At 48.5% G+C, this 16429-nt stretch carries 14 protein-coding genes; 2 read left to right on the top strand and 12 right to left on the bottom strand.

The genetic code is table 11. The annotated features are described in order from the left end of the window. Positions 1–4: 4 nt before the first annotated feature. Positions 5–370, bottom strand: coding sequence for a type II toxin-antitoxin system RelE/ParE family toxin (locus AM1_RS28640; RefSeq protein WP_012166473.1), 366 nt, complete (start codon positions 368–370; stop codon positions 5–7). A gap of 321 nt (positions 371–691) precedes the next feature. Between AM1_RS28640 and AM1_RS28645 the strand changes: the two genes are divergently transcribed. Next, positions 692–919, top strand: coding sequence for a hypothetical protein (locus AM1_RS28645; RefSeq protein ID WP_238549120.1), 228 nt, complete (start codon positions 692–694; stop codon positions 917–919). Positions 920–981: 62 nt separating this feature from the next. Here the strand turns inward: AM1_RS28645 and AM1_RS28650 are convergent, their stop codons facing one another. The 9 genes from AM1_RS28650 to AM1_RS28690 all read right to left on the bottom strand — a co-directional run bounded on the left by AM1_RS28650 (position 982) and on the right by AM1_RS28690 (position 12748). Next, entirely contained in the window at positions 982–1383 is a 402-nt protein-coding gene (locus tag AM1_RS28650) for a fasciclin domain-containing protein (RefSeq protein ID WP_012166475.1), read from the bottom strand. Positions 1384–1462: 79 nt separating this feature from the next. Then, entirely contained in the window at positions 1463–2758 is a 1296-nt protein-coding gene (locus tag AM1_RS28655) for a CO2 hydration protein (RefSeq protein WP_012166476.1), read from the bottom strand. Positions 2759–2807: 49 nt separating this feature from the next. Next, positions 2808–4355: an NADH-quinone oxidoreductase subunit M gene (locus AM1_RS28660; RefSeq protein ID WP_012166477.1), complete on the bottom strand. Its 1548-nt coding sequence runs from the start codon at positions 4353–4355 to the stop codon at positions 2808–2810. A gap of 72 nt (positions 4356–4427) precedes the next feature. Next, positions 4428–6263 (bottom strand): NAD(P)H-quinone oxidoreductase subunit F, encoded by a 1836-nt coding sequence (locus AM1_RS28665; RefSeq protein ID WP_012166478.1) that lies wholly within the window; start codon positions 6261–6263, stop codon positions 4428–4430. 246 nt (positions 6264–6509) lie between these two features. Then, on the bottom strand, positions 6510–7973 hold the full coding sequence (locus tag AM1_RS28670; RefSeq protein ID WP_049783856.1) for a sensor histidine kinase: 1464 nt from the start codon (positions 7971–7973) through the stop codon (positions 6510–6512). A gap of 28 nt (positions 7974–8001) precedes the next feature. Beyond that, on the bottom strand, positions 8002–9327 hold the full coding sequence (locus AM1_RS28675; RefSeq protein WP_049783808.1) for an iron uptake porin: 1326 nt from the start codon (positions 9325–9327) through the stop codon (positions 8002–8004). Beyond that, positions 9317–10519 (bottom strand): histidine phosphatase family protein, encoded by a 1203-nt coding sequence (locus AM1_RS28680; protein WP_012166481.1) that lies wholly within the window; start codon positions 10517–10519, stop codon positions 9317–9319. The genes AM1_RS28675 and AM1_RS28680 overlap by 11 nt, the downstream gene beginning before the upstream one ends. Further along, complete coding sequence (locus AM1_RS28685) at positions 10476–11552, bottom strand: glycosyltransferase family 2 protein (protein ID WP_041660675.1); 1077 nt, start codon at positions 11550–11552, stop codon at positions 10476–10478. Before AM1_RS28685 ends, AM1_RS28680 begins: the two co-directional genes overlap by 44 nt. Before the next feature lie 251 nt (positions 11553–11803). Next, on the bottom strand, positions 11804–12748 hold the full coding sequence (locus AM1_RS28690) for an aldo/keto reductase (RefSeq protein WP_012166483.1): 945 nt from the start codon (positions 12746–12748) through the stop codon (positions 11804–11806). Between the two features lie 321 nt (positions 12749–13069). Between AM1_RS28690 and AM1_RS28695 the strand changes: the two genes are divergently transcribed. Continuing rightward, positions 13070–13267 (top strand): antitoxin family protein, encoded by a 198-nt coding sequence (locus AM1_RS28695; RefSeq protein WP_010469989.1) that lies wholly within the window; start codon positions 13070–13072, stop codon positions 13265–13267. Here the strand turns inward: AM1_RS28695 and AM1_RS28700 are convergent. Both AM1_RS28700 and AM1_RS28705 read right to left on the bottom strand, forming a co-directional pair. Beyond that, positions 13264–14439 carry a glycosyltransferase family 2 protein gene (locus tag AM1_RS28700; RefSeq protein ID WP_012166484.1) on the bottom strand — a complete coding sequence of 392 codons (1176 nt, stop codon included), beginning with the start codon at positions 14437–14439 and terminating at the stop codon, positions 13264–13266. The genes AM1_RS28695 and AM1_RS28700 overlap by 4 nt on opposite strands. Positions 14440–14583: 144 nt before the next feature. After that, the gene (locus AM1_RS28705; RefSeq protein WP_012166485.1) at positions 14584–16419 is read right to left on the bottom strand and encodes an ABC transporter ATP-binding protein; all 1836 of its coding nucleotides are present in this window, start codon (positions 16417–16419) and stop codon (positions 14584–14586) included. Between the last annotated feature and the right edge of the window lie 10 nt (positions 16420–16429).

Raw genomic sequence — 16429 nt, forward strand, 5'->3', positions numbered from 1 at the left:
GCGCTTACCTCTGATAGGTGTACTTGTCTGGGTCACTCTCAAAAAGAATTCGACGCTCAATAGCCTTGTCAATCTCTTTTGGTGGTACCCGCTTCTCTTTCACAATGCCGTGGGACAAAATTGCTGTGCACTCACCGTGAAAAAAATAGAGAATGCGATAGTTTATACCTTGCAATCCAACTCGTAGTTCATAAATCTTGTCTCGCAGATAATCTGCCTCTGGTCGGCGCAATTCATGTCCTAGCGCAGCTAACCGTTCTATTTTAACCACGCATTTATCTTGAGCTTTGGGAGATAAACCTTTCAGCCAATCTAATGTTGGAATAGAGCCATCTGTGTCCTGGAAGAAAACAACAATTGTTTGTGGCAATACTTATCTTCTTCGGTGTGCTTTTCTATGTTCGCAAATATGTGAACAAATATCAAATCCTTTAAAAAATCGGTACAGCTCATAGAGGTTAAATTTAAGTAGCACAACCTTAATGGAAAAGAATTTTAAAAACACTCTTGGTTGCTTACCGCAGAAACATTTCTATCGATATAGATTGAAATTTTCGAGTCTGAAGAATTCGATGTCAGTAAGAACAACTATTTCATTCTTGAAATATGTAATCACTATTCCGTGATTTCTCTGTTCAATTCCTAGAGAAATGATCAGATGATGCTAGTGAACAAATCCTCACAGGCACAGATGATGTTGACAGAAATATTAGCCGAAGCTTTAGCCGTGACTTCCGATAACTTGCTCTTGGCAAAATTAATGTTTGATTGTGCGAGTGATGCGACAGATGAACTCAGCTTAGAAGCCAGACAAAGATTAGGACTCGTTCAAGCTGGGCTTTCGTTGGCATTTGAAGGCTTGGAATGCGATGAGCTGCAGGAATTGATCCAGCAAGCAGATATTTATTGCGAACTTTAAGGGTACGCCTTCTTACCAAGACCTGATGAAAAGGAGTTGTGATGCTTAAAAGTGGTCTTCGGCTACCCCATCAGTAGAACTCGATCTAATACATGGATGATGCCATTATCTGCTTCAATATCAGCGGCAATCACCGTGGCATTTTTCACTTCAAATTTCTCAGAAGCTCGAATCGGAATAGGGGATCCTTCTACGGAGACCACCGACTCTAGCGCTTGTAGATCTGCCTGAGTGAGCTTGCCAGGAACGACATGAAACGTCAAAATTCGGCTGAGTTGGGGGATATTCTGTAGCAAGGTGTGGATAGTACCGTCAGGGAGCTGGGCAAAGGCATCATTCACCGGGGCAAAAACCGTGAAGGGACCCGGACTCTTCAAAGTATCCACTAAATCCGCTGCCTGTACGGCTGCAACCAACGTCGAGAAATCATTAGACCCAACCGCAATATCAACAATATCCGCCATTGTTCGAAACTCCTTTAACCGCAAAATTTAATAAATTGAGCAGTCATTGACTGCTGAAAGGGGATAAAACGCATCAGACCTAGCGATAGTCCTGGCGTTGAATATCCATTAACCGAGCTTCAGGACGCTTAAATCGATCCAGTTGGGATTCAAAGAAATCGCGATTGGCTTGTAGATGTTGAGGGTCTTCGTCATCCAGGGGATAGAGTAGTGCCTGGCGGAGGGCCTGAATCACGGCTGAAGTGACACAATACATGGACCGCTGAAAGGTAATCCCCAGCTGAATTAGTGTATCGTCCTCACCTCGGCAATATTGTTGGTAATAGTCCACCAAGTAGGGAGGAAGGAAATGGAGCATATCCTGCATCAGCAGGGTAGGCGGGATGCCAGCCGAGCCAACGGGAAACACATCGGCATAGAGAATACCGTAGTGGAAGTCTTCTTGGTTTTCTGGCACTTGCTTGGCTTGGGCATTGTAGGATTTCGTTCCTCGGAAAGGAGAGGTGCGATAGAACACCGCTTCTACATAGGGAAGGGCCGCTTCATAGAGCCACATAAACCCTTTGGATTTGGGGATAATTTCGTAGCATTCACCCCGAATATAGACATGATGATAAATGGGACGACCTGCGATCGCAAAGATACCATTCACCAAAAAGTTCATCGCTTCCGGCACCGACGTCAACTTGCCTTCATCGTAGAGATCCGACATCTCGAAAAAGACAGGAGCCATCACTTCCCAAAACAGTCCCAAGTTGGAGTAGTAGGAGAGCTGCCGCACCTGCTCTATAAACATATCGGGGAACAGCTTATACAGCCCCAGCATGACTGGGTTGCCTTTGAAGTAAGCCTTAATCGCCCGATCGGCATTGGCGACATACTCATCCGTATCCAAATAGGGGTCAAACTGGCCTCCCATATTGCGATGCCAGAACATGGCTCGCATACAGGCTTCCGCAAATTCCATATTGATGCGGTCATGCCACAGGTGATGGAGTAGCTTAGGCAGCTTGCGCTTGACCTCACCCTTCTCCATAAATTCCAGCAATTCTGGATGAGCGGTGGCCTCACCTCGCCAGATCCGCAAATCGGCGTCATCCCCTGCATAGTGATTGTGCAGATCCAGGTACTCTTTGGGTAAGAAATACTTGAAAAAAGGCAACGGTTCTAAGAACACCTGCTCAGCAATATAGAGCAAGTTGCGCCAGTAAAAATCCATCGGAACCGCATAGGCTTTGTAAATCCCGATAATCTGCTTAAGATTTTCTGGCGTATCCGGTAGCATCGCCCCACCCGCTTCCAGGCGATGAATAATATCAGCAAATTGATGCTGGGAAGGAGGGAGTTTGGTTGGTGTCGAAGTCGGGGCACTCATAGGAATTGCGGATGACTAACAATAAATTAAGAGGGAAAGAAGGGGTGGACTAACTGAGGGAGGAAGAATCCCTAGTACTTAGCAGAGTGGGCGTCGGCTCAACTTCAACCATAAAGGTTTTAGGGGTTGGCGTAGAGAGATGGGCCTCAGCAAGGAGTGCTGCTGTTGTCGGTTCACTCCACCGCACCAACCAAGACGGTTGTAGTCCCAAAAAGATGATCAGTCCCATCAGCACTAGGGCTGGAATTCGCTCATTCCACTGCACCTGTGGGTAATAGGCCGTGCTGCTATCGAGGCGACCAAAGCAAGTCCGGTTCAGCAAAATAACGAAATAGACCGCCGTCAATCCTGTTCCCACCACGCTCAATAGGGTCTGAATCGGGAAGGCAGTATAGCTGCCTTGGAAGACCAAAAACTCAGCGATAAATCCCACCAGTCCAGGAATTCCGGCACTGGCCATACCCGCCAGCACCAGGAGGGCGCTGACTAAGGGCAACCCTCGAACCGGGTTCATCAAACCATTGAGCACGTCTAAATCTCGCGTTCCTACCTTGGTCTCAATCAGTCCGACCAAGTGGAACAGCAATGCCAAGATTAACCCGTGGGCAAACATTTGGGAAATAGCACCCACCACACTCAGTTCGGTATGGGCTGCCGCAGCCAGAAGAATATAGCCCATATGTCCCACAGAACTGTAGGCCACCATCCGTTTGATGTCTTTTTGGGCGATCGCAGTCAACGAACCATACAGCACACTCACGACCCCCCAAGTCGCTAACACGGGGGATAAGGTTTGCCAAGCATCGGGGAAGAGGGGCATACAGAACCGGAAGATTCCGTAGGTGCCGAGTTTAGCCAGCACGCCTCCAAGCAGAATAGCCACGGGGGTAGAAGCCGCCACATAAGTATCGGGCAGCCAGGTATGCAAGGGGACTAGGGGAGTTTTAATGCCAAATCCCAACAGCAACAGAATCAGGACCCCATACTGGAGATTGATCGGCAAATCCTGACCAAGTAAAACCTCGTAGGAAAAACTGCTGGCCTCACTAAACCAAATCACCCCTAAGAACCCCGCTAAAATCAGGCCCCCAGAGGTGGCAGTGTAGAGCAAGAACTTAGTGGCTGCACTACCCTGTTGGGCACTGCCCCAAATAGAAATCAGCAGATAAAACGGAATCAGCTCAATCTCGTAAAAGAGGAAGAACAGCAGCAAATTTTGAGCCAGAAACGCCCCCGCAACCCCGCCGTTGATCAGCAAAATCAGGGCGTAAAACAAACGAGGTCGTTTGGTTTCAACGCGGCTGCTATAAATCGCAATCCAGCAAAGCAGGCTATTGAGGACGATTAAAGGGAGTGATAGTCCATCTACCCCCAGTTGGTAGTCCAAACCCAAATCCGTTAGCCAGGATCGAGTCTCTTGAAACTGAAGGGCATTGTTACCCAAATCGAATTGAAACCCCACAGCTAACGTTAAGACCAGGATTGCCCCCGAGAGAAACAGGGCAGCCAGACGAACCTTACGACCCGTCACTTGCTGGGGTAGCAGGGCAACAATGATGGCGGCAATACAGGGAAACCAAATCAGTACGCTGAGCATGAAACTTTCAGGTATTAAAAAAGACGGCAGGAGGCGCGAGGGCAAACAGAAGCAGAGGAATCAGTTGCAGGCTTAAAGCAAAGACCGCAGTAACAGCAGTGTAATAACGAACACCCCAGTGATAATGGTCAACAGATAGAACTGGGTTTGTCCGATGTTTCCATATTTCAGGACTTCACCAGTGGTGACAGAGGTACGGGCAATCCAGTTCACAACCCCATCTACCACTTTGCGATCCAGCCAATCCGTCAGACGAGAAATTCCATCAACGCCAGAAACAATGCTGGAACGATAGAGGGTCGGGGTATACATATCGAAGGCAAAGAAGTCTTGAACCGAAGTCCAAGGTAGGCGAACTGGTTTGGAAAAACGATTCCCTACATAAATCAACGCCCCTAGACCACAACCCACCAAGCTAGACGCAGCCAGCAGAAACCCAGCTTCATGATTCAAAACCGACCAGTGGGGGAGGAGTTCCAGTTTTTGCAAAATGATCGGCAAATGCAATGTTGCACCCGCGAGGATGGTGGTCGGTAAGGTGATGGACCACAGATTTTCTGGCGATCGCACCGTCATTTGCTGACGCTCTCCGGCAAAGATCAAACCAAATTCTCGGATAATGCTAAATCCCGTTAAGGCATTGACGAGCAATACGACCCCAACGAGGACTGGATGCTGAGTCCATAGCCCATCGATTAACTCTAAAAGCGCCCAAAACGTACCGAAGGGCGGTAACGCTACCAAGCCTACCGTGCCGACAAGATAGCTCAGTCCAGAGATGGGACGACGGCTCCATAAGCCCCCCATCTGGGTTAGGTCTTGGGTGATGGTGTTGAGAATAATTGACCCTGTACTCATAATCAGCAGGGACATGGATAGGGCATAGGTCAGCATCAACAGCAGTGCTGCATTGAGCTGTTGAGTCCCGACGGCGATAAATATCAGCCCCATATAAACACTGGCAGAGTAGGATAAGGCTCGCTTGATATCAATTTGTGCGATCGCAATCAAGGTACCGCCAATCGCCGTAATCGCCCCCACCGCAATCATGGTGGTTAAGGCAATGGGTGAAAGGCTAATCACCGGAGATAGCTTCAGAATCACCCAAGCCCCGGTAGATACCACCACGGAATTCCGCAGAATTGTCCCTGGGACGGGACCTTCCATTGCTTCATCAAGCCAGAGGTGCAGGGGAAATTGAGCACATTTGCCCATCGGACCTGCTACCAAACCCAGGCCCAGCCAAGTCATAACCGTTGGGTTAACCTGGGCAGTTTGCGCCCAGATCGCCATTTCCCGATAATCCCAAGTTCCCGCCAAAGGGAAGATGGCCAATACCCCCATCAACAGGAATAAATCTCCGACCCGCTTGGTGAGAAAGGCATCCCGAGCCCCCGTGACTACCAGGGATTGGTTAAACCAAGTCCCCACAATCAGGTAAGTGGCCAAGGTCAAAATTTCTAGAATAATGTAGCTAAAGAATAGGGAGTTGCAGAGGGCCAGGGAACACATCCCCGTTTCGAATAACGCCAGCAGGGCAAAGAAGCGCGCCCACCCCCAATCCATTTCCAGATAGCCAATGGCATAGAATTGCGTCAGCAAGTTAAGGCTCGTAATAACAATGCCTGCCCCTAGGGTGATAGAGGAAATTTCTAAGGGAATATCGAGGGTCAGTCCCGACACTTCCAACCAGGTGATATTGATGTACTGAGGGGGTTGGTTCCAAAAACTAGGGAAGGTGATCACGCCATGCAAAAAGGCACAGAAGGTCGTGACAATATTGACGTAACCGGCGGGGCGAGGTCCCGTCCGACGGATGATCGAGGGCGTCCACAGGAGGGAAATCACCATGCCGATCAGAGGATAGCAAGGGATAAACCAAGCTGTTTGGATTAAAAACTGCAGCACAACTGATTCCAGAGCTAAAAGAAAAACTTATATAGACTTAAATCTACGTTTATATAGAAATAAGTATATGAATATCTATATAGTAATTCTGTAACATAACTTCAAAAAAATCAAACATCTTTTTCTGTCGGCTGAGTTTTTCTACTCAAAGGGCTACTGTCCTCCTTTGGATAGAACAGATCGGATCAATCGAAGTGGAATTGATCTTCAAGAAAATGTTCCTGATAAATAAAAAACGATGCCCCGTTAGACAACTGTTCCAAACTGAGAAGAGATGGGAAGCGTAATCGTAAAGGTAGAGCCCCTACCCGGCTGACTCTCCACGTCAATTTTGCCTCGGTGGGCTTTGGTAAAGGCTTTAACAATGGCAAGACCTAACCCTGAACCGTCCGACTGACGTTTACCCAATCGAGCAAACCGATCAAATATGCGGAGCTGTTCTTCTAGGGTCATACCTTCGCCGTTATCTTTGACCCAAAAAATAACCTGGGAAAACGTTTGCTTGCAGCCCAATTCAATCGTGCCAGAGGCTGGAGTATGCTGAGTGGCATTCCTCAGTAAATTCAGCAGCGCTCCCGTTAATCGCTGGCGATCGCCCATCATGGAGCTAGAGCAGTTCAACTGCAGTTGCCAGTCTCGATCAGCCAAGGCTTGTGCTTTGGTAAACAGTTCGTCCATAAACTGGTTTAAATCAATCATTTCGTATTGAAGAAAATCAGGACGCTCTGATTTGGTCAGGGCAATCATGTCATTGACTAAGCGGCCCATCCGATCCAGTTCATCGAGAACCAGCTCAATGGTTTCCTCCTGTTCCTTGGGGTCATCTCCCATCAGTTCTAGATGGCCGCGAACAATTGTAATCGGGGTCCGCAGTTCATGACCCGCATCATTCACAAAGCGACGCTGACTGTTAAAGCTGTCTTGCAGTCGATCCATCATGGCATTAAAGACTCTGGCTAAATCAGCCAATTCCCCTGAGCCTTCTGTTGATAATCGTTGAGTTAAATCGGATTCGTTGATGGAGCGGGCTGCGATCGCAAGTTCTCGCACCGGCTTGAGTAACCGCCCTGTCACAAACCAGGCCAACAGCAGGGAGATTACAACGACGGCTCCCTCAATCAAAACAAAGGTATATACACTAGCTAAAGCTTCGTTCTGTTCACCAGCCGTAGCATGGGCAAGGACCATCACACCCATCTGCTCACTGTCTACGATGAGTGGTTCAGCTTTATAAATAATGGTGCCAATTTCAGGTAGATCCGTCGGTTCCTCTCCCCGTTCAAATTGGTTTAAACTCTCCCATTTTTCATAGAGGTTTGACCCTGGACGCATGGGCTTGAGTAACCGAGGTGGATTCGCGCGGTAAAAGTCTCCACCAATAATAAAAATAAAAAAATTGTCGTCTTCTGGGAGTTGATTGGCTAAGAAATCATCGGCGAACGTCTCCAAATCTTCCACAGATTGATTCGGCTGACGTTCCCAGTTCATATAGGATTCATGAAAGATTTCATGCGCTTCAATCAAATCATTTCGCACCCGCAGAGACACCTGACTGGTAATAAGCGATTTATAGAGCGGTATGGCAAGCCCTGTGAATATCCCCAATAGCGAAATGTACAGCAACAGAATACGCGTCCGAGTTTGACGAAAGAACCGTCTGATCACTGAGCGCTGTCGCCGCCCCAAAGGGGAACGTTTGGAGTCAATCACGAAAGGTCCTCTTGATGATCGAGCCATTTTAAAACCGAAACAGGGTGCGTAGGGTCCCCACCACGATGGGGGACCGATTGGGATCAGGAGCCGTAATCACAACTATGCCAGGCGTAAGGGTAATATGCTCATTCAACTGAACCTGATAAAACACTTCTAGATGCCAGGCAGGCTGAGCATCTGAAGATACGTGAGGCGGGCGGCCGATAATCAGTCCCCCCAAGGTGCGATCGCGGAATAAATTCTTATATCCCAGTGTAAAGGCCCAATTGAAGATATCTGCATGGGGCTGGTTCGACAGATCCGTCGCTGTAGCTCGGGTATAGCCCGTCCAACCCGATAGGGTCAGTTGTTCACTGATTTTAGCCGTCCCTTGCAGCCCCACGGAATGGGAATTGATCGCATCGCTTTGTTCCAAAAATGGATCGTTGGCCTGCTGACTGCCCGTGCCTGTATCCAATCCGTTTAGGCCATAGGTGTAGAGCAATCCGAAGCGAATAGAATCAGCCGGTTCCAGGGTGAGTTGAGCAAAGGCAACGGATTCTTCATTGGAAAATACATCCTGATTATCCCCGAGATATCCCAAACTGATATTAATGCGATCGTTAAAGTCATGGGACAACCCAATCCCCGTACTTCCCCCCTGGCGATACAGAGGATTACGCTGACCAAAGCGAGAAATCGCCCCCCGACTACTGCTACTAAAGAGGGGATTTAAGGGATCAGCAATATCGCTAATCGACCCCCCAATTGCTTGGACAAAGACTTCTGTATCCTCTCCCACTGGGAATTGGTAATCCAGACGACTCAGGGAAACTTGATATTGATCTGCTCCCTGAATCGATAATCGGGCCAGATCTGTGTCAAACACATCATCGAGTTCAACAACGTTGGTCGTTTGTAGCCGCAGGCGGAATTGATCCTCTCCTGAAAAACTGGTTTCAAGATTGAGACGAATACGACTACCAAAACTAGGTTCGTTGGAATTTTTAGACTCTTGACGATCACCGGCTGCCTGAATCCATGAAAAGACGGCTTCACCACTGAATTCAGTGCTAGAAATTGAATCAGTTGACTCATCTGAAACTGGGATTAACGGTTCTTCGTGTAACTCTGGCCCAGAGCTTTCCCTAGGTTCAAGCTGCCAAACAGGAATAATGGGTTCTTCAAGTCGCTGCGACTCTGGTACACGGACGGAGGATGGGGCTGTTTCCGCGAGGGCACTAGGGGATTTCTGTGTCACACCACTCACGACTCCTAAGAACCCACTCCACAGCAGTAGTCGAGTCAAGCCAAACACCGAGAATTGGAAAACTGACCCTCCCTCCAACTGGCTGTCACCCCTAGGATGCACAGGCAAAAGTTCCTTGTTGAATTAGGGCTGGACCGGCAAAATTCATCGCTTGCAGAATGGGTGCGGGCTGAGTTGTTGGGCAGTGAACGACGCTGACTCGGCCAGCTATCTGTGACAAGTGCAGCACTTGCTCTGCACCCATAATCTGGCTGATCATCTGTTGCAATAGGTGGGACGGTGCGACCAACACTCCCGTCATCATGCTCTGCCCTGAGAGGTTGCGACGGTTGAGGGTCCTTAGCCACAGGTGATGAAAATCAGAACAATGGGTATGCAATTGAACCGTTTGGGGGTGTTCGGACAAAATGGCTTTGCTCAGCCTCTCAGCTGTATCCCCTTGACTGACGCTAAAGCTCAGATCTTGAGGGCTCAGTAAAGTCCGCAGGGATTCCACAGTCTGAAAACGATGCTCTTCACTCGGCACCAGTAACAACCGTAGTCCCTGTTTGCCTGCTTTTAGCTTGGGAAGCGCTTCTCCCAGATGACTGGTATCATTCATGGCTTCTAGGTGGGCTGGTTGACCTTGCCCAGGGAAGCGCAATACGCTGATGCCGCAATTGGATTGCTGCAAGGCTTGAAAATGGCGGCAGGAAAGTCCCAGGGCAGTTCCCATCAGGGCGCGAATCGTCCCCCCATGACTGACGACTAATAGAGTTTGTCCAGAATGCCGCGGTAGAATCTGTTGCCAAAACTGACGAGCTTGGTCATAGAGATCTTGAACCGGGCGGCGAACCCCTTGAGGCCCAGTCATTTCAAATAGATGGGGATGTTCCATCCAACAGCGGTAGTTGGCAGCCATCGTTTCCCGTACATATTGGTAGGGAAGTCCTGCCCAACCGGGAAGATCCACTTCTTTAAGATCGGGGTGAGTTTTTATGGGTATTGAACGGCACAAGGCAGACTGGATCCCTTGAGCCGTTTGCTGGGTTCGCTGCAACGGACTGGTATAAATGGCAGAAAAAGCAGTCACACGAAGGGCTATACCCGTTTGATGAGCATCTGCAAGCCCCTTCGCGGTTAAGACAGATTCGTCGCTGGCCCCTTGATACCGACCTTTGTCGTTAAATGTGCTCCGACCGTGGCGAAGGAGTATGACCTGAGTCGGTGCAGGAGTTTGAGTGTTGGTCATCTTTTCTAGACCTCCAAGACTAAACCGTTTTGCTAAATTGAGCTTGTCTAAGGCGGCGGGCATAGCGATTAAACCAGAAGTGATTTAAAGGACGCTCTAAGGCAATCAACCGCTTTTCTAACCAAGCATTGCCTTTGCCCAGGGTTAAGAATCGGACAACCGGCTTGATTAAAAGCTCGTGGCGACGACTGCCTAATCCGGCATAGCGTTTCGTAAAGTATTTGTCTTCAGCCAGATTCCACTTTTGGCGTAGATGGTCCAAACTGGCCCGGTCCCAAGCATCACTCCAGCGCACCATAAAGTAGGGCAGATCCGACCATTTAAAGTCGGGCAGTTTTAATTGCCCAAACCAGGCCATCAGTCCAGCTTTGTTAGAGGCCAGCCCCAGTGTATCCGTGGTGACGATCGCCTCCCTTTCACAGTAGATGTGCCCTCCTGCCTGAGTGACCATAAAGCAGAAGTCGATATGTTCGCGAGTTGCTAACATGCCTTCATCTAGCAAACCGATGGTGGAAAAGATGTCTCTACGAACCAGCATGCAGTGGAACTCTACATAGTCACACTGGGTTCGTTGGAGTTGATCTGACACATCTGCGATCGCACGTCCGGTCAAATAGGCTGATTGCTTAATCCGTCGACGGGTCTGACCATCCTTTACTTCTGTTTTGATATAAGATTTGCCCCCAGCGTTATGAATCACTTGATGGGCCGGGTTGCCAATACATGTCAAGGGACCAACTACTGTGGCATTCGTTTCTTCCGCACAGTTGACCAACTGGGTTAACCACCCCCGCTTGACGATCACGTCATTCTCAATAAAGACCACATAGTCGCTATCCGTATGATCAAGTACATACCGCAATCCCACATTTCGAGCTTGATTGGGGGAAATATAGTGGTCTGTGGTTAAAAGGGAGAACGACTGCTCTTGGGATTTTTCTTGCAAATAGGTTTGTACTGAGGCCGGGGAACACACATCCACAAACACTAAGTCGAAGGGATAATCCGTATTGGCATAGATACTTTCTAAAGACGTTTGAGTATAGCTAAACCGCTCTCTGGGACCTACAACAAGGGTGACTTTAGGTGGTTTCATAGTCTCCTCCAAGGAGTGATGGCTTATGTAGAGATAAAGCATTCCTTCCCCGAGCAATCCTCAATTAGCTTTTCTGAGAATCATGCAAATGGCTGGGGACTGGCAGATAGGTTCAGTTGTATGGGGATGAACGGAAAAAGTGAGCGTTATTCAGAACTCGGGTTGTCCCTTAGGGTCTATTGTTCAATTTGTCTTTCAAGGAAACGTGAAAGCGCCATGAGAAAACTTTCATCTTGAGGAGAGCATTGACTTTAAGCTGCAACCGGTAATTTGGTCAGACGAACCAATCGTTCTCGTTCTGCTGAAGATAAGCAAATATTTCCTGTTGCTGCATTTGCTTGGGCTTGTTCAGGTGACTTTGCACCTGGTATAGCAACGGGCGATACCGGATGAGAAATAACGTATCGCAATGCTGCGGTGACCATCTCTGATCCAGGCTGCAAAGCTGTTTTAAGTTGTTCAACCTTGGCTAATTTGCGTTCTAGTTTGGCTCGTGTGCGATCGCTGTCATACCATTCCGATCTCACCGTATCTGTAAAGACGGTCTGGGAGGAATATTTCCCCGAAAGCAGCCCTTTATGCAAAGGACCTCGGGCCAGTACGCCAATGCCATGTGCTTGGCAATAGGGTAGAAACTCTTTCTCTGGATTGCGGCTCAGCAGGGAATAATCCACTTCCACCACGCTGCAGGTATGGTTGACGTTGAACCGCTTCAGGACATCCAATCGATCCGTGGAAATGCCGTAGGCGCGGATGGTTCCTTCAGCTTTCAGCCGCTCAAACCCTTCTAAGTAAACGCTTGGGTCCTCAATTTTGCCTTCATGACAGAGCATGACATCGATATAGTCAGTCTTTAATCGATGCAGGGAGGCATGGGTGCAAAGCCGTACCATATCAACCGTGGTCATAGGAACCGTCTGACCACTGCGGCGTCCCCATCGTCCAATTTTGGTGACTACATGAACTTGGTCCCGAATCCCGTGGAGCGCTTTTCCCAACCGTTCTTCTGATAGTCCAGCTGGAATACCGTAGGATTCAGCGGTATCAAAGATATTGACACCATTGTCGAAGGCACTACGGACAGTGGATAAAGCAGTGGCTTCATCAATTTGTCCCCACTGGTTGCCGATGTTCCAAGTGCCCATGCCAATGGCAGAGACTTGCAGATTAGTGTTACCTAGTTTTCGATAGAGCATATTCGTTAATCCTTGGATTTGTGAGGTTGAAACTGAAAATGGGTTGCTTGTAAAAAATGCTCAAGTAGAACTGCAGCAAAGCAATAGTTGTTCGAAATCTTGCAGCCTTCTTATGCTGCATTCAAACCTACTAGTCCCCAATTCTGTGGTGAGAAAACAGGATTCTGTTAATTCCCTTCTATGATGGGGACCAGTGCAAGAATTGTGTTGAGCCAATCTAGACAGAAGTCGTGGCTTAATTTATTGAATCGATACCCAACCAAAATTTATTTAAAGAGGGAATTCACGCCAGTTTTTGTAAACGAGTCAATGGAGCCCCCGATGCAAATTGTTGAAGCTGTATTTGATGGAGAAGTATTTCTTCCTGATGCTCCCCTAAATCTGCAAGAAGGGGCGCGGGTTCGAATTACAGTTGAATTAATTGAGAAACCTCAGATAAATGAATCTCCTTCGTTTCTTAAAACAGCTCAATCTCTGCAATTAGAAGGGCCATCGAACTGGTCCGAACAAATCAATTAATGTTGCATTAACGAGTGCTTCCCACTTTCATCAGATAGAGATTGCTGTCTTATTTCAGCATTACTCCCTGTTTGGGGGAGCAACTTAGGAATATCGTTGTTGGGATGTCGTAAGCCAGATATCCGCTGAGCGTTAGCCAAACGATTGGCATGGCGCTTAGAGAACCAGCGATTGAACCGTTTCTCTAGATTAAAGAGCTGTTGCTCAATCCACCGGGTTACGTGTTTACCAAGAAAAGCGAACTTTTTGGCAATAGGTCGAATTAGCACTTTGCGTCGTCGTTGTCCCAATTTCTGATACCGTTTTTGGAAATAACGACTCTCTTGCAGTCCCCATTTTTGCTGGTAATGGAGCAGATTACTGAGTTCCCAAGCATCACTCCAGCGCAGCATAAAGTAAGGTATATCGCTCCACTGCAAAGCCGGGGCAGGTGGATGGGTTAAGAAGGTAACGACGGAGTCCGGTTCCAGGTAAATTAGTCCACCCGCACGGGTGACCATCATGCAGAAATCGAGGTACTCTTTCGTACAGGAAAAGCCTTCGTCTAAGGGGCCAATTCGATCAAAGATAGCCGTCCGCACCAACATGGCATGAAACTCTACAAAGCCTGTCGGCTGGCGATAAAGCTGATCGCAGACTTCGGCAAGGGGCTGATTCTGATAGGGAGTGCGTTCTTGAATTTTCCATCCCCCTGTATAGTCCAGGGTGCCAGAAGGATTGAGTTCACCTCGGGCAAAGGCACTGTAGGCAGCTGGTGCCATATAGGTGCCCCCCGCACAGTGGACAATGGTATGGACAGGGCGATACTGGCAGACTAAGGATCCGACTACAGTGGCCCCTGTTTCCTCTGTGCAGTTCACTAATTTCTCCAGCCAGCCTGATGTAAAAACGACATCGTTATCAACAAAGACCACATAGGGGGTTGTGACGTACTGGAGTCCCAAATTTCGGGCTTGATTTGGAGATAAGTAGGTCTCTGATCGAACGACTTGAAACCGGCGAAGCAGAGATTGAAATTCAAGATTCTGTCGAAGTTTACGAGGAGAGTTATTGTCTACATAAATCAACTTGAAAGGGACAAAGGTATTTTCGAAAAGGCTTTCTAGAGATTCACGGGCAAACTGAAACCGTTCTCGGGGAACGACAATAATCGTGACTTTAGGGTTTGACATGGGTATAACCTTGAAATCGATGAGATGTAGCTATTGAGGATCTCCCCTCTTGGGAGGAATCAGGGGTAAGCGAATCGGAATTCTAATGACCCGCCCTGCGGGTATCCTTCACAGGAGGGAAAAGTTCGATTTTGACGAAAGTCTCTAGGCGGAAAGAGTCTTAGGGGACAGAGTTGGTTGTTCAGGGTAGACGACTGACTGGAGCTGGAAGAGGGCTGCGTAATGCTGGCCTTGGTGCATCAGCTCTTGGTGGGTTCCTTGTTCTAGGACTTGTCCACCTTCGACATAGAGAATTTGGTCAAAGTCTTTGGAAACACTCAGATCATGGGTGATCAATAGGGTCGTGCTGCCTTGAGTTAGGCGTTTAAGGGCTTGATTGACGGCTTGCTCACTTTTATTGTCTAGACCCACCGTGGGTTCATCGAGAATAACGATAGGGGCTTTGCGGATGGCGGCGCGTGCGATCGCAACCCGTTGCCGCTGTCCTCCCGATAAAGTGGCTCCACGTTCACTCATGAGGGTGTTGTAGCCATCGGGTAAAGCCATGATGAACTCATGGGCATTGGCCAGCTTGGCGGCTCGACGCACCTCTGCATCTGTGGCCCCCAGAGAACCGTAGGCGATATTGTCGCGAATAGAGGTTCCAAATAAGATACTGTCTTGAAGAACAATGCTGATTTGATTCCGCAAGGAGTCCAGTTGATACCTGCGCAAATCTTGACCATCAATCAAAATTCGTCCTGAATGGGGGTCGTAGAGGCGAAGCAATAAGCTAACGAGGGTTGATTTACCACTGCCAGATGGACCGACTAGAGCGACTCTTTGGCCCGGTTTTACCTCGAAACTGAGGTTTTGGAGGGTGTCTTGATTGCCTTGATAGGCAAAGCTGACGTTCTCAAACTTTATGGTCCCTTGGAATGGGGGAGCTGCGATCGCATCTTTGGCATTGCGCACTTCTGGCTCTACATTGAGTAGGTCTATAATTCGCTCTGCAGATACGACACCGCGAGAGATTTTAGCCATTTGTTTTGCCAGTTCCCGCGTGGGTTTAAAGGCCGTTTTGAGATAGGTAATAAAGACCAACAGATCCCCCGGAGACGCCTTATCTAGTTGAACCAAATACACCCCTCGCCACAACACCAATGCAGTGGCTATGGCAACCAAGATCTCAGCCGTTCGTTTTAAACCTGCCGAGAACTGTTGGGTGCGGGCACTTTCCTCTAAACTCTTGCGGTTGTCATGGACAAAGAGTTGCTCTAAAACTCGCTCCAGGGATAGGGCCTGGACAACCTTGATGGCACCAATGGACTCTGCAGCCGTCGCTGCCATTGCACTTTCACGACGACGTTGCCGCTGGGAAATTTTGCGAATGCGCTGGGTAATACTGACCGTTGAGAACATAAAAACCGGCAGCACTGCCAAGGCAATTAACGCCAGTTCCCAATCCATCCAGAACATCACCCCAACCATGCAGAATAGGGTAAAAATATTGATGAGTAAGGGCAGGGCATGGTTGATGATCACATCCCGTAGGCGATCCATATCGCTGGTGATGCGGGTGAGTAAGTCTCCACTTTTAGCCTGGTAATGAAAGGCTAAGGACAGCCGTTGCAGATGACGATAGAGCTGACTGCGAATATCAGAAATCATTCTGCTCGCGGCCACTGAAAGACTGACCAAGCTGATATAGGCAGACATGGCACTCAGTCCTGCCACTCCAACAATCGACAAGGCCAAAATCAAAATCAAAACGGAGGGATTAACCTCTCCCAGAACAGGAAGGTCCGTACTATTGGCATCGGGAAGCAATACATAGTCAAAGATCAGCTTGAGGGGCCAGGGACTTAACAGGCGGGCCAACACCTCAATCACTAAACCGATAATGGAAACTGAAAGTAGGGCTTTTTCTTGGCGGATCTGGGGCCAAAACTGGCGTATCACTTTGCCCAGACCTGGAAATATTTGGGTAGGTTGAGTCATATTGGCTCAC

This window comes from Acaryochloris marina MBIC11017, assembly GCF_000018105.1.
GTDB lineage: Bacteria > Cyanobacteriota > Cyanobacteriia > Thermosynechococcales > Thermosynechococcaceae > Acaryochloris > Acaryochloris marina.